Genomic DNA, 13,977 nt, shown 5'->3' on the forward strand with positions numbered 1-13,977 from the left:
GGGCATCCTTCCTTGGAAGGACTGTGCCCCTACTACGTTAATCGGCAATATTAATTTATCGTTCCAGAGCTATTGCCATGCCCTGGCCGCCGCCCACGCAGAGCGAGGCCAGGCCGCGCTTGAGATTGCTGCGTTCCATCTCGTGCATCAGCGTGACCACCAGGCGCGCGCCGGTGCAGCCGATGGGATGTCCCAGCGAGATTCCGCTGCCGTGGATATTTGTCTTGTCCATGTTCACTTTCAGCTCGCGTATGCAGCCGATGGCCTGCGCCGCAAAGGCCTCATTGAGCTCGATGTTATCGAAATCGTCCAGCTTGAGTCCGGTCTTATCCAGCAGTTTGCGCACGGCTGGGATCGGGCCCAATCCCATGTAAGCCGGGTTCAGCGCGACGGACGTGAAGGCCGTTATCTTGGCCATAGGTTTTATACCCAGTTCCTTGGCCTTCTCCGCCGACATCAGCACCACCGCCGCCGCCGCGTCGTTGACGCCGGATGCGTTGCCCGCGGTGACCGTTCCGTCCTTCTTGAACATAGTGGGCAGCTTGGCCATCTTCTCAAGGCTTGTATCCATAGGGCGCTCGTCGGTATCGAAAGCGACGGGATCGCCCTTCTTCTGCGGAACCATGACCGGCACGATCTCCTTCTTGAAGATGCCCTCGGCGATAGCTTGCCGCGCGCGGTTGTGGCTCATCAGGCCCAGCTCGTCCTGTTCCTTGCGCGTAATGCCGTACTTGGCGGCGATGTTCTCGGCAGTGACGCCCATATGGTAATCGTAAAATGTCTCCAGCAGGGCGTCCCAGAGCAGCAGGTCGTTCATCTCGCCGTGGCCGTCGAGGTCCATGCGGTATCCCCATCGCGCCTTGGGCAGCGAGTAAGGCACTCCGCTCATGCTTTCCATGCCGCCGGCGACCACGACATCGGCCTCGCCCATCATTATCGACTGCGCACCCAGTGCTATCGCCTTCATGCCGGAGGCGCACAGCTTGTTCAGGGTGAAGGCCGGCGTCTCTTTGGGCAGGCCGGCGTATACGGAAGCCAGCCGCGCCGGGTTCTGGCGCTGCCCGGCGAAGAGCACCAGGCCCATGATGACCTCATCGATCTGAACCGGCTTGAGCTTCTCGTCCCATTTCATATGCTTCTGCTCAAGATCGATAAAACGCTCGTCCTTGAGCCCGTCGGGCCCGAAATCAAGCAATTTTTTACCCGTCTCGGGGCGGATGCCGGCGCGCAGCATCGCCTCCCTGATCACGGTGGTTCCAAGTTTCACAACCGGGATGTTCTGCAGCGTGCCGCCGTAGTTTCCTATGGCCGTGCGCGCGCCGCTTACAAATACTACTTCTCGCATTGAAAAAGTCTCCTTACCTTTTTTACAAACCAAAGCCTGACTCCGGCGGGAATCAGGCCTGTCACATTAAATCGACCGCGAATGCATGACGGTTATAATTATAGTCCTATCAGTCGAGATGTTTCAATGTTGCGATGAGCCGACCGTATGTACACCGCCGAATATTTCGATCATCGTGTAGTAGGGGCAATTCATGAATTGCCCCTACGGGAACCATCCTGGTGGGCACAGCCTACCATACATCTGTCATTCTGAGCAATGCGAAGAATCTCGTATATCTCGAACTCCAAGAGGCGCAGCCGAAGGAGGCGTTCGTAAATCGTGTCATTATCCGATTGTCATTGCGAGTAGTCCTTCCATACACTTAAATCATGGAAGGACGACGTGGCAATCTCTACATCTGGAGACACAATATAAACGAGATTGCTTCGCCATTCAGGTAAAAGGCTCGCAATGACAGAGGGTGCAGGGAGAGTCCTTCCATATACCCCAATGTCATGGAAGGAAGGGTGAGGGCCATATGAATCTTTGCACAGATGGCAGTTGGTCGCCTGAAACTGTTATAATGAAATACCCATGTTTACCCACCTTCACGTTCATACCGAATACAGCCTTCTCGACGGATTGTGCCGCATTCCGCAGCTCGTGGCCCGGGCTAAAGAGCTGGGCATGAACAGCGTGGCTATTACCGACCACGGCGTGATGCACGGCGTTATCCAGTTCTACCGTGCCGCCCGCGATGCCGGCATCAAGCCCATCATAGGCTGCGAGATGTATGTGGCGCCGCGCGGACGCGAGCAGAAGGACATCGCGGACAAGAACCCGTATCATGTGACGCTTCTGGCCAGGAATGAGGCCGGCTATCACAACCTGACCCAGCTCAACTCCAAGGCGCACCTGGAGGGCTTCTATTACAAGCCTCGAGTGGATCGTGATCTGCTGGTCAAGCACCGCGAAGGCATCATCGCGCTCTCCGGCTGCCTGCAGGGAGAGGTGCCGCGCCTGCTGCTGGATGGGCGCACCAACGAGGCGCGGGAGGCGGCGCTGTGGTACAAGGAGACCTTCGGCGATTTCTACTTCGAGATACAAAGGCATCCCATAGCCGAACTCGACAAGGTAAATCCGCTGCTCATCGAGCTGGGCCAGGAGCTTGAGATACCGCTCGTGGCCACCAACGACGTGCATTACACGCTCAAGGAGGACTTCCGAGCCCACGACCTCCTGCTCTGCGTGCAGCGCAACACCACTATGTACGATGCCGGCAGATATTCCATGGGGCAGTCGTTCTATTTCACCAGCGAGGAGGAGATGCGGCAGCTCTTCGCCGACATTCCGGAAGCCGTCGACAACACCCAACTCGTGGCCGACAAGTGCAGCCTGGAGCTGGAGTTCGGCCGTCAGCTGCTCCCCGAGGTGGAGTTGCCCCGTGGCATGACCGCCGACACATACCTCGAAAAGCTGTGCCGCGATGGTCTGGCTAAGCGCTACGGCACGCCGTCGCCGCAGCTTACCGAGCGTCTTGAGTATGAGCTGCATGTCATCAAGGAAACTAATTTCGCCAACTACTTCCTCGTCGTCGGCGATCTCGTGTCGTATGCCAGGAATCGCGGCATCCTGGTCGGCGTGCGCGGCAGCGCGGCGGCTAGCCTGGTGCTGTACGCCCTGGGCATCACCGACATAGATCCAGTGGAGCACAAGCTGGTCTTCGAGCGCTTCCTCAACGTCGAGCGCAGGGAGATGCCGGATATAGACCTCGATTTCCAGGACGACCGCCGCGACGAGGTCATCACCTACGCTGCGCAGAAGTGGGGCGCCGAGTGCGTGGCGCAGATAATCACTTTCGGCACCTTCGGGGCGCGCGCCGCGGTGCGGGATGTGGGCCGCGCGCTGGGCATGTCCTACGGCGATGTGGATCGCGTGGCCAAGCTGATACCGGCGACACCCAACGTCAAGCTCGACGGCGCGCTGGAGGAGAACCCGGAGCTGGCGCAGCTTTACGCCGCCGATGACGCGGTCAAGATGCTCATCGACGACGCGAAACGGATCGAGGGCATCTCCCGTCACGCGTCGACGCACGCCGCCGGCATCGTCATCTCGAAGGAGCCGCTGACAAGGTACGTTCCGTTGCAGCGCCCGACACGGTCCACCGAAGACGCTATCGCCATGACGCAGTTCTCCATGGACGATATCGCCAAGATCGGCCTCTTGAAGATGGATATACTGGGCCTCATCAACCTGACCGTGCTGGCCAAAACCGTCGAATTGATCGCCGCCAACAAGGGCGTCAAGGTCGATATGAACAATCTCCCGCTCGATGATACGAAGACGTTCGAATTGCTGGCCGCGGGCGAGACCACGGGCGTGTTCCAGCTGGAGGGCAGCGGCATGCGCGCCTTCGTGAAAGACCTCAAGCCGTCGACCTTCGGCGACATCGCGGCCATGATCGCGCTCTACCGCCCGGGCCCGATGCAGCACATCCCGCGCTTCATCAAGGCCAAGCAAGGTCTGGAACCCGTCGCTTTCCCCCATCCCGACCTGGCCAACATTCTGCGCGACACCTACGGCATCATCGTCTACCAGGACCAGGTGCTGTTCATAGTGCAGGCCTTCGCCGGCTACAGCCTGGGCGCCGCCGACATCTTCCGCAAGGCCATGGGCAAGAAGATACCGGAGGTCATGAAAAAGGAGCGGGAGAACTTCATAGCCGGAGCCAAAAGGAAGGGCTTCTCGCAGAAGCTGGCCGAGCAGGTCTTCGAGCTCATCGAGCCCTTCGCCGGATACGCCTTCAACAAGGCGCACAGCACCAGCTACGCCATGATCGCTTACCAGACGGCCTATTTCAAAGCCAACTACCCTGTAGAATTTATGTGCGCGCTGATGGCCATGCACATGGGAAACCCGGAGAAGATACGCTCGGCCGTGACCGACTGCAACCGCATGGGTATAAAGGTCCTTCCCCCCGATATCAACAGGAGCCGCGTCGAGTTCTCAATCGAGAAGACCGATGACGGCGACGCCATACGCTTCGGGCTGAACGCCATCAAGAACGTGGGCGCGGGCGCCGTGGAGCCCATCATCAAGGCGCGCGAGGAGGGCGAGTTCCAGTCCATAGCCGACCTGTGCCGCCGCGCCGACATGCGCTCGGTGAACAAGAAGGTCATGGAGAGCCTGATAAAGGTCGGCGCCCTCGATAAGCTGGGCCTGCGTGGCGTGCTGCTGGCCAACATCGACCGCATCCTCTCGCTGGCGCAGAGGGAACGGCGTTTACAGGAGACGGGCCAGACCACCATGTTCGACCTCTTCGGCGACAGCGTGCAGACGCCTCTTCCCGAGCTTCAGCTCGAGGGCAGGGACGACGCGCCGCTGCAGGAGAAACTGTCGTGGGAGCGCGAGCTCACCGGCCTGTACCTTTCGGAGCATCCGCTTTCCAGCGCCACGCGCAAGCTGGCGGCCATGCACACCACGCTCTGCGGCCAGATCGATGAAACCATGGTCGGAAAAACGATTACCATCGCCGGCATGGTTTCCAGCCCGCGCCATCTCTTCACGAGGGATAACAAGCCTTTCGTGGCCACGTCTCTGGAAGACTTGGACGGCACCGTTCCCATAAACGTCTGGCCCGAGGTCTACCAGCGCACCAAGGACCTCTGGGTGGAAGGCAACATAGTACTTATCGACGGCAAAGTGCAGAACCGCCGCGACCAGATACAGGTCAGCGTGGACAACGCCCGCCTCTACCTGCCTGACGACGAGCCCGAGCCGCCCCCGCCGCCCGTTCCGAAACGTAAAATCCGCATCACCGTGACCGAGAGCGAGAGCAAGGAAGCCGACCTCGAGCGGTTAAAGAGTTTGGTCGGCCTGGTCAGGCAGTACCCGGGCAAGGACGACGTGCTCCTGCGCGTGGAGGTTTCCAACGGCGGCGACACCGTGCGTTTGTCTCCCGCGGCCTACACCCCGGAGCTGCACGAACGCCTCGTGGAGATAGTGGGCGAGGGTAATGTGGTTGTCGAATAGCGTCGACCGCAGTTAAATTCTCTTACTTCTTGTGTTGATAACGGCTGTACAACAGTGTAAGATAAAGCCACGGAGGAATCAGGGGAGGTTAACGATGGAATGGCAAAAGTACATTACCGTTGATCCGAAAGTTTGCCACGGGAAGGCCTGTATCAAGGGAACCCGCGTCATGGTGTCCGTTATCCTCGATAACCTGGCCGCCGGTCTCACCCCTGAGGAGATCGTCCGAAACTACCCCTCCATAAGCGTCAAAGCTGTAAATGCCGCCATCGTCTATGCGGCGGAGCTTGCCAAAGAGCGCGTCGTTTCCATGCCGTCTTAAAGGGGACTGATGGAGTTCAAGGTTGACGAGAATCTGCCGATAGAGGCCGCGGAGCTGCTCCGCGAGGCGGGTTATGATGCGGCTACGGTGCTGGAGCAAGGGTTGGGTGGCGGAGATGATGCTGAAGTCGCAGCCCTGTGTAAGAAAGAAAAACGCGCCTTAATAACCCTCGACGTCGATTTCTCTGATATTCGCAGCTATCCTCCCAAGGATTATCACGGTCTGGTCGTGCTGCGACTCAAGTATCTCGATAAAGCCCATGTTCTTGACGCACTCAAAATGGTGGTGCCCAAGTTTGCCAAGGAGCCGCTTGCGCATCATATGTGGATTGTGGAGGAAGGGCGCATCAGAATCAGGGATTGAATCTTGGTCTTATGGCTGAATCTGATATCGTATACGTTGCAGTGATTCCTCAGGATTACCCTTCCATAAACCTGTCTAAAGCCGTGTCCGAGATCATCGGCAAGGATGCCTACCAGACGCGGCTGCTGCTGGCGGGCAGCATACCGCGGATCGTGGCCCGCTGCGTTGGGGCGGGGTCAGCCGAGGCGACGGCGCGCAAGCTGAGGGAGGCGGGGTTGACCACTATAGTGTGCAGCGACGCCGAGCTGCGCAAGCCGTTCGGCGGAGTAAGGGCCAAGACGATAGTCTTTGGAGACAAAGAGGCTACGTTCCGGCAGGAGGACGAGAAAGAGACGACAATGGACGCCATCTTCCTGATTATCAAGGGGACCAGGCAATTTGTGCCGGAGGTTAAGGAAGAGGATAAGACTCCGGTTAAGACCAGGTATAAGCTGGATATGGGTAAATCTCTGCTGCTGGGGGGGGTTCCTGTTGTCAAGCGTGTCAGCGAGAAACCCAAATCGGAATCCTCTCAGCCCGAGTGGTTCTTAAGGCTCTACGAGCGCCGGTCGCCTGATGCTACGGTGGAAATCCTGCAATACGACATGGATTATACATTCCTGGGGGAGGAGACGTCGCTTTCGTCCACGGCCAATTTCTTGAATGTCGTCAAGAGATTGCGCGGGATTTATCCGCAGGCGATTTACGACGAGCGGTTGATGAAAACCTCCGTGACGGATATTCCGGGAACTACTCCCGACGAGGACATCGACATCAACTGCAGACTGATATATTATCAGCATTTACCTTAGTCAGTAGTAGGGGCGTATCGCGATACGCCCTATATGGATTCCGGTTTTCACCGGAATGACGGATTCGAGAAGAGGTATCCTTCCATGACATTTAGGTATATGGAAGGATGGGGGTATCTAGTAGTGCCTGCCCGTTGTGGGCGACCACGAGGGTCGCCCCTACACGATGACCGAAATATGGGGGGGATTCCAGGGGGCCTCAACTATATAGTGACGGCGGCGCGGCTTCTCTTAACCGGAGATGCGATCTTAGCTTTCACAAGAGCCAGTTCCTCTAGCTCCTTCTGTATATTATCCAGCACGCGGCTTTGCAGCTTCACAGTGGTATCAACCTCTTGACCTTTCTTCCAGCTGATACGCATAACATCCCCGTCGATAGCGACCACCGTATATTTTCCCTTCCTGTTGCTGTACGTTTGCCCGACCTCAAAAGTCTCTTTCTTTATCATGGCGACTCCTTTCCCGGATAGGCTTATTGCTGTCTCAAAGATGCTATATCGCGTGCGATAGGTTTCGCCAACCGCTTGCCGTGTATATCTCCGTCGACTTATCTTTAGCCGAATTGGTTCCTTTCGATGGCAGGAAGCGGCGGCTCGACGGCACGCGCCGCGATTTCATGTTCGTAAAAGACGGCTTGGCCGCTGTCGGCTCATCGTATTTGAATCCCGTTATCAGCTGCTGCGGAAGCTCCTGGCTCATGATCTTCTCAAGCTCTCGTACCATCGCGTTGTCCTCGGGCGTAACGAGCGTGAACGCGTCGCCGCTGCGTTCGGCGCGGCCGGTGCGCCCGATGCGGTGGATGTAGGCGTCGGCGGTATCGGGCATGTCGTAGTTGATTACGTGCGAGATATGCTCCACGTCCAGGCCGCGCGCGGCGATGTCGGTGGCCACCATGATCTGATACGCGCCGTCCTTGAATCCGTTGAGCGCGGACTGGCGCTGGCCCTGCGAGCGGTTGCCGTGCAGGCTGGTCACTTTGTAGCCGGAGCGCTCTATCTGCTCCGCGAGCCGGCTGGCGCGCTGCTTGGTGCGTGTGAAGATAAGCACCGATTCGGTGTCGGTCTGCTTTAATATAGCCAGCAGCAGCCTGGTTTTCAGGTTGCTCGTCACCGGGTACAGTGCGTGCGAGACCGTGCGCGCCGGGCACGTGAGCCCGACCGCGATGCGCTGCGGGCGGTTCAAAATCTGCGCCGCCAGCTGCTCCACCTCACTCGGGAATGTAGCGGAGAACAGCATCGTCTGCCGCTGCCTTGGAACATAGCTGATGATGCGACGTATATCGGGCAGGAATCCCATATCGAACATCCTGTCGGCCTCGTCCAGCACCAGCACTTCGACGCCGCTAAGCTGAGCGAAGCGCTGTCCGATGAGGTCCAGCAGCCGTCCCGGGCAGGCCACGATGACCTCGGTTCCGTTTTGCAGCGCCTTGATCTGCGACGCGGCTCCCACGCCTCCGTAAACGGTGGCGCTGCGTATGCCGGTGCCGGCCGCGAAGTCGCGAAACGTTTCGTGTATCTGCTCGGCCAGCTCGCGCGTTGGCGCGATGATGAGCGCGCGGGTGCGGTTGCGCGGCCCGCCGAGAAGTTTTTGCAGTATCGGCAGGACGAACGCAGCCGTCTTGCCGGTTCCTGTCTGCGCCGTGCCGATCATGTCGTGTCCGGCCAGCGCCGGGGGGATAGCCGCCTCTTGCACGGGGGTCGGCGCGGTATATCCGGCGCGTTCGACCGCCGCCGTCAGGCGCGGGTCCAGTTTGAATTGTGCGAAGTTCACTAAGTCTCCTTGTCTTTCTAAGTCAGGCCAATGTCAGCGGATCGAGCGAGGCTTGAGCTGTTGATAACGTTCTCCGTCCCGGATATCGGGACATCGCCGCAATGGTAACAGGCCAGGGTCTTTTCGATAAAGCTCATCGGATGACCTTCTATAATAAATTGTGAACTGAATTCCGGTCATCCAATACGTTTGAGTAACTTGGCCTTGAAGAGAGATTCTTTCTCAGGGAGATCAAGGGGGTCGCAGAAGGACTGGCAACCTTAATTAATTCACTATATGTCAAGTATACATGACAATCTGAGTAAATACAAGGATGGGAAGATTCAACCCCCTAACCCCCAGTCTTGGGGGAATTTTATTAGAATGGGGGACACCCCCAAATCCCCCGTCAGGAGACTCTGTCTCCTGTACCTCTTTTTATATGTCATTGCGAGGAGTCCTTCCATGATATTGTGGTATGTGGAAAGGCGACGCGGCAATCTCATCGTTTGTGGGGCATGAGATGTCGGGCGATTCATGAATCGCCCCTACGGTGATTCCGACCACTCCACCGTGAACTGCTCGCCTTTGTTGGCGCCGAACAACAGCCTGGAAGGAAGCTCCGTGCAGTAGAGGTAGTAGCTCATTTCCGGCGTGGCCTCGTTATCCGCGAAACAGAAAGCCCAGTCATCGGTGAAGCCTTCTCCTGCCCCATTGAGCACGCCGCCGGACGGGGGGTTCCCGGGAGCGCCGGGGAGGATGCGCAGGTTGACTTTGAGCTTGTCCGTCAGGGGCACCGCCGCGACGAAAGGCGTCCACGACCCTGCCGCGGGACGCACCTCGACGATATATCCTTTCGATGGCAGTTGCTGCCTGTGAACGGTGAGGTGAAACGGTTCTTCCGCGGGCTGCTTTACGTCATCGTCGCGATTACGGTCCAAAACACACTTCCTTAGCTATTCTCGTCACACGTCCGATAAAACTGCTGTTGCACCGGAGAGAGATATTCATGTGCTGTGCTGCAGCTGCTGTTCCTTGTTCTTCTTAGCCGCCTTGGCCTCGTATCTGAAGTAAAGGTAGACTATCAGGCTCAGTATCGCGGCGTAGAAGCACCACAGCGAGGGGAAGGTGTTGCAGCAGGACATGTAAGCCGCCGTTCCGCAGGCTACAAGGAGTGCGAATCCCAGTATGGCCAGACGCTTGTTGCTGGCGACGAGGAAAGGTATAGATACGGCTATGAGGTAGGGGGCCAGCGCCATGGGTGGAGCGGTGACGTGGTAAGTGATACTGCTGCTCATCATTGTCGCTTCCACAGGATGTCTGATCATGCCGACGAGACAAGCGATCCCGATGTACAGCCCCGCTAGCTGGCAGAGAAGGATGATCTTACGCCGCATGCGACCGGTCTCTATCATGTACATCGAGAAAGGCACGAATATGGGCCATAGGACGAAGGCGATAAAGGCATAGGCGTAAATGGCTCCGGCTCTATACGTGTCCGAGATGACGCCTGTGAGGCTCAGCCAAAGGATTCCCTCGGTGAGCTGGTGTGCAGCGAAGATTATTGGGAACAGGGAGAGCGGTATATCGGCTTTTCTCTTTTGCAATCTAAGAGTAGCTATGCCTCCGATGGCAAGCGCGCCGCTGGCTGCAAGGCTGGCCGGTGCGGAAAAACACATCGCTCTTTTACCTTTCCTTGACCTTTTGTCAGTTTAAACATGTTAGCAAGATATGCTAATAGAGTCAAGCAATCCAGTTTGTTCGGCACGATGCTGAATCTCCAACCCCCATAAATCCCCCACCTCGGTCATCGTGTAAGGGCTTGATTAATCAAGCCCCTACGGAATATGGATTCCGGTTTTCACCGGAATGACGGATGTAGGGGCAGACCTGCGTGTCTACCCACTGCGGGCGAACACATAGGTTCGCCCCTACCCGGTAACCAACGTATGGCAGGGGGTTGAATCTGCGAATCAAGCATCCCATCATTGCAATCTCATACCATTCTCTGTTATCCTTACTTACTTCTCACTGATTCCATAGTGCGACATGCTGTTCGGTTGAGGAAAACGTCGTTATTCTTCGTTAAGGAGGTAGCTATGCCGTCCAAATATGATGTCATCGTTATCGGAGCCGGGCCCGGCGGTATCACCTGCGCCGCGTTACTGGCAAAGAAAGGCTTGAGCGTGCTGGTTCTCGATAAGAACCGGGACGTTGGCGGCAAGCAGATGTCTGTCTCGGCAAAAGGGTACCATGCCGAGCTGTGGCCCACCGGAGGGCTGCCGGTGCAAGGCGGTTCCTGGCTGGAGGCCTTCAAAGCGCTGGGCATAGAGTCCAAGTTCAGGGTTTCCGTGAAGGATATCGAGATGCTGTACAGGCGTTCCGGAGGGAAGTGGCAGCACACGGTAACGAAGATGGACCCGTACGTTCTGCCGGATCCCAACGCAATGTTCGACCAGTGGGGTCTGAACGATAAACAGCGCGAGTTCGCCTTGAAGCTGCTGGCCGAGATCGCGTTAATGCCTTCCAACCAGATAAACGATCTGGATGATACAACCGTCCGCGAATATCTGGAGCAGTATCCCGACATGCCGCGAGCGTTGTACGGGTATTTTGCCTTCCTTACGCACGCATTTAACGTCGGGTTGATCGACCTGGTGCCGATGTCGGAGGTTATAAAGGCCTTTCAGCGGCTTATGGCTCAGCCGCTCGCATATCCCATCGGCGGCTACGGACGCATGTCTCAGAATATCGCCGGGGTATTGAAAGATTGCGGCGGTCATATAAAGAATAAGACACGCGTCGAGAAGATACTGATAGAGGACGGGCGCGCGGTCGGAGTCGTCGCAAAAGATGCCGTATACAGGGCGCCGATCATCGTGAGCGGCGCCGGTTTGCAGCCGACGGTGCTCAAGCTGGTCGGGGAGCGTTATTACGACAAAAGCTACATCGATTATATAAAGAACCTCCTGCCCAGCAACGGGTTCACCGGCTGCCATTATGTTCTGAGCAAGCCCGTGCTCAAATACGGACTGTACCAGGTATGGTCGGAAGATGCCTGGTGGGACATGGAGCGCCAGGACGCGGTGAGGAGCGGCAAGATGCCCGCCGACCTGGTAGTTACCGTGATCGTGCCTACTAATTATGACCCGGCTATGGGGCCGGAGGGCAAGCAGGTCGTTGTATTCGGCACGCCGTGCTCTCCCGACCCGTCGGATAAAACCATAGCCGCTCTGTGGAAAAAGAACGATCAGCAGATGGCCGAGATGTTCCCGGAGATCGTGCCGTTCATCGAATCGAAGGGCCCTTATTCGGGCCCGGCGCAGGTATCAGCCATGAGCCGCGACCAGGTTCTGCCGGCGCAGGGAGGGGAGGCGTGCGGCCTGTGCGTGACGATAGGCCAGTGCGGCAAGTACAAGCCTTCGGCTAAATCGCCGATACCGGGGTTGTTCTACGTTGGCTTCGACGCGGGTAGCACAGCCTTCATGGGCTCGCAGCAGGCCGTCGATTCGGCATTAAGGGTGGCGCCGCTTATTTACCGACAGCACCTGGAGGACAGGCAGGCGGGGAGGGGGTAGGGAACCCTAGTGAATAGTGAGTAGCGTGTAGGGGCGAGGTCGTCTCGCCCTCCATGGGTTCCGGCCTTCGCCGGAATGACGATCAAAAGAGAAGGGGCGAACCATTGGTTCGCCCCTTTGCCATTTAGTTATACGATAAGTCGATTTTATTTAGCCTGCTGTTTTGCCGCATGGTTGCCGGCGCGGCGTCCCGCGAACACGCAGTCCGCTATGGATGAGCCGCTGGCGAAGTAGTAGTTTGAGCAGAGCCCTACCGCGTTGCGCCCGGCGGCGTACAATCCTTCTATAGATGAACCGTCCGCTTTCTTGACCTGTCCCGTCTGCTCGTTGACAACGAGTCCTCCCAGCGTAATTGCTGCAGTTGGAATGCCGCCCTTGGTGAGCGTGGCCGAGAAACCGGAAAGGGAGCAGTCCAGCGCGTAGAACGGAGGCGTGTCCTGCGGCACGAAACGCTTCTGCAGCTTACCCAGCGGATCCGGATCGCCCTTCTTCGCGGTCTCGTTATACTGTTTCATCGTGGCCGCAAGTCCTTCCGCGGATACGCCAAGCTTCTTTGCCAGTTTCTCAAATGAATGAGCCTTCTTGCGGCTCATGAGCAGCATGGGCATCATGGTCAGCTTCTGGAAGAAGGCGCACTGATCGCCGAAATGGCTCTTGGCTTCCTTGAAGGTTTTACTGTCGATGATTAGGTATGCCTTGCCGCAGCCTTTGGTCACTATGTAATCGCCCTGCTTGCCGCCATAGAGGTCCTCGCTGCAGATGCGCTCCCCCTGCTTGTTGACCAGCACCCCCTGCATCAGCGCCTCCGGGGGCACGTAGAATCGCCATGCCGACATCCTGTCCATGTGCGATGTTATCCCACCCACGCTCTCTCCGAGCGCGATACCGGAGCCGTCGTCGGCGTAGGTGCCTAAAGGCAGGCATTGGCAGAAGATATCGTTGCACTCATGAACCCTGTTTTTATTGAAAATGAAACCACCTGCAGACAGGATCACGCCCTTGCGCGCAAGAGCTCGGTAGGGGCGTGCGCGCAACTTCATAATGCCGTTGGCCAGACCATTAAGCAGGCTCGCCAGCGGCGGCATATAAGTGTTGAGCTTGGCGTTGATCCAGGTGATGCCGCCATGAAATCTTCTCAATATGATAGAGCTTGACGGTATGGAGCGGCCTTCTACTCCGATGACACGTCCGTCCTCCGCCTGGATGAGCTTCAAAATCTGGGTCTGGCAGCGCACCTGAACCTTATCGCTCTTGCGCACTGCTTTCTCCATGCTATGGAACAGCGTCAGGCCGGATATTCCCGGCCCTTTGGCGCGGTGGCCGCGCGGCGCGGGCTTTGCTTTGGCCTTGTAGGCGCCGTTGTTCTCGCTCCCGGAGAAGTACAGGTAATACTTATCGGTGGGATAGGAGGTTTTAAACGGGCACATCGATCCTTCAAAGGGGACGCCGGCATCGGCGAGCCACTGAAGGTCAGCCGCGGAGTTCTCGCAGAGACGCCGCAGCGTCTCGTCCGACATGACGCCCTCGCCGACCTCCTGCTTCAGGTACTTATACATCTCATCAACTGTATCCTCGAAGCCCGCCGCCTTCTGGTAAGGCGTGCCGCCCCCGGCGTATATGATGGCGCCGCTGGCGGCGGTGGCTCCGCCTCCGTGAAAGCGGTCCAGCACCAGCACCGAGGATCCCTGCTGTGCGGCCTCCAGCGCGGCGCAGGCGCCCGCTCCGCCAAAGCCGACTACAATAACGTCTACTTCAGCATCCCATCGCTCATTACCTTTCTTTGAAGCCATTTATCCTCCTTTGGAAGGGCAAGCC

11 protein-coding genes are annotated in these 13,977 nt (G+C 57.6%); 5 read left to right on the top strand and 6 right to left on the bottom strand.

All coding sequences use genetic code 11. The annotated features are described in order from the left end of the window. Window positions 1–55: 55 nt before the first annotated feature. A complete protein-coding gene (locus WC562_06810) occupies window positions 56–1,345 on the bottom strand; it encodes an acetyl-CoA C-acetyltransferase (GenBank protein ID MFA5055859.1) in 1,290 nt (429 codons plus the stop codon). Window positions 1,346–1,921: 576 nt separating this feature from the next. Here WC562_06810 and WC562_06815 point away from each other — a divergent pair. The 4 genes from WC562_06815 to WC562_06830 all read left to right on the top strand — a co-directional run bounded on the left by WC562_06815 (window position 1,922) and on the right by WC562_06830 (window position 6,835). Next, the gene (locus WC562_06815; protein MFA5055860.1) at window positions 1,922–5,359 is read left to right on the top strand and encodes a DNA polymerase III subunit alpha; all 3,438 of its coding nucleotides are present in this window, start codon (window positions 1,922–1,924) and stop codon (window positions 5,357–5,359) included. A gap of 94 nt (window positions 5,360–5,453) precedes the next feature. Further along, window positions 5,454–5,681, top strand: a complete 228-nt coding sequence (locus tag WC562_06820) for a DUF433 domain-containing protein (protein ID MFA5055861.1) — start codon at window positions 5,454–5,456, stop codon at window positions 5,679–5,681. A 9-nt stretch (window positions 5,682–5,690) separates the two neighbouring features. After that, a complete protein-coding gene (locus tag WC562_06825) occupies window positions 5,691–6,044 on the top strand; it encodes a DUF5615 family PIN-like protein (protein MFA5055862.1) in 354 nt (117 codons plus the stop codon). A gap of 11 nt (window positions 6,045–6,055) precedes the next feature. Then, entirely contained in the window at window positions 6,056–6,835 is a 780-nt protein-coding gene (locus tag WC562_06830; protein ID MFA5055863.1) for a hypothetical protein, read from the top strand. Window positions 6,836–7,038: 203 nt separating this feature from the next. On the opposite strand, the gene WC562_06835 is transcribed toward WC562_06830, so the two are convergent. The 4 genes from WC562_06835 to WC562_06850 form a co-directional block, all read right to left on the bottom strand. Further along, window positions 7,039–7,284 carry a hypothetical protein gene (locus tag WC562_06835; GenBank protein ID MFA5055864.1) on the bottom strand — a complete coding sequence of 82 codons (246 nt, stop codon included), beginning with the start codon at window positions 7,282–7,284 and terminating at the stop codon, window positions 7,039–7,041. Window positions 7,285–7,327: 43 nt separating this feature from the next. After that, entirely contained in the window at window positions 7,328–8,605 is a 1,278-nt protein-coding gene (locus tag WC562_06840; protein ID MFA5055865.1) for a DEAD/DEAH box helicase, read from the bottom strand. Between the two features lie 527 nt (window positions 8,606–9,132). Continuing rightward, window positions 9,133–9,525, bottom strand: coding sequence for a hypothetical protein (locus tag WC562_06845; protein ID MFA5055866.1), 393 nt, complete (start codon window positions 9,523–9,525; stop codon window positions 9,133–9,135). Window positions 9,526–9,591: 66 nt separating this feature from the next. Beyond that, a complete protein-coding gene (locus WC562_06850) occupies window positions 9,592–10,263 on the bottom strand; it encodes a DUF6629 family protein (GenBank protein ID MFA5055867.1) in 672 nt (223 codons plus the stop codon). 420 nt (window positions 10,264–10,683) lie between these two features. Here WC562_06850 and WC562_06855 point away from each other — a divergent pair, with 420 nt between their 5' ends. Next, window positions 10,684–12,162 (top strand): NAD(P)/FAD-dependent oxidoreductase, encoded by a 1,479-nt coding sequence (locus WC562_06855; GenBank protein ID MFA5055868.1) that lies wholly within the window; start codon window positions 10,684–10,686, stop codon window positions 12,160–12,162. Between the two features lie 146 nt (window positions 12,163–12,308). Here the strand turns inward: WC562_06855 and WC562_06860 are convergent, their stop codons facing one another. Continuing rightward, window positions 12,309–13,952, bottom strand: coding sequence for an FAD-binding protein (locus WC562_06860; GenBank protein ID MFA5055869.1), 1,644 nt, complete (start codon window positions 13,950–13,952; stop codon window positions 12,309–12,311). Between the last annotated feature and the right edge of the window lie 25 nt (window positions 13,953–13,977).

The organism is Dehalococcoidia bacterium, assembly GCA_041649635.1.
Lineage (GTDB): Bacteria > Chloroflexota > Dehalococcoidia > E44-bin15 > E44-bin15 > JAYEHL01.

Bases quoted from the DNA above. Each gene is read 5' to 3' on its own strand.
- WC562_06820 (MFA5055861.1), top strand. From the start codon at position 5,454: ATGGAATGGCAAAAGTACATTACCGTTGATCCGAAAGTTTGCCACGGG.
- WC562_06830 (MFA5055863.1), top strand. From the start codon at position 6,056: ATGGCTGAATCTGATATCGTATACGTTGCAGTGATTCCTCAGGATTAC.
- WC562_06825 (MFA5055862.1), top strand. From the start codon at position 5,691: ATGGAGTTCAAGGTTGACGAGAATCTGCCGATAGAGGCCGCGGAGCTG.
- WC562_06850 (MFA5055867.1), bottom strand. From the start codon at position 10,263: ATGTGTTTTTCCGCACCGGCCAGCCTTGCAGCCAGCGGCGCGCTTGCC.
- WC562_06860 (MFA5055869.1), bottom strand. From the start codon at position 13,952: ATGGCTTCAAAGAAAGGTAATGAGCGATGGGATGCTGAAGTAGACGTT.
- WC562_06835 (MFA5055864.1), bottom strand. From the start codon at position 7,284: ATGATAAAGAAAGAGACTTTTGAGGTCGGGCAAACGTACAGCAACAGG.
- WC562_06810 (MFA5055859.1), bottom strand. From the start codon at position 1,345: ATGCGAGAAGTAGTATTTGTAAGCGGCGCGCGCACGGCCATAGGAAAC.
- WC562_06815 (MFA5055860.1), top strand. From the start codon at position 1,922: ATGTTTACCCACCTTCACGTTCATACCGAATACAGCCTTCTCGACGGA.
- WC562_06855 (MFA5055868.1), top strand. From the start codon at position 10,684: ATGCCGTCCAAATATGATGTCATCGTTATCGGAGCCGGGCCCGGCGGT.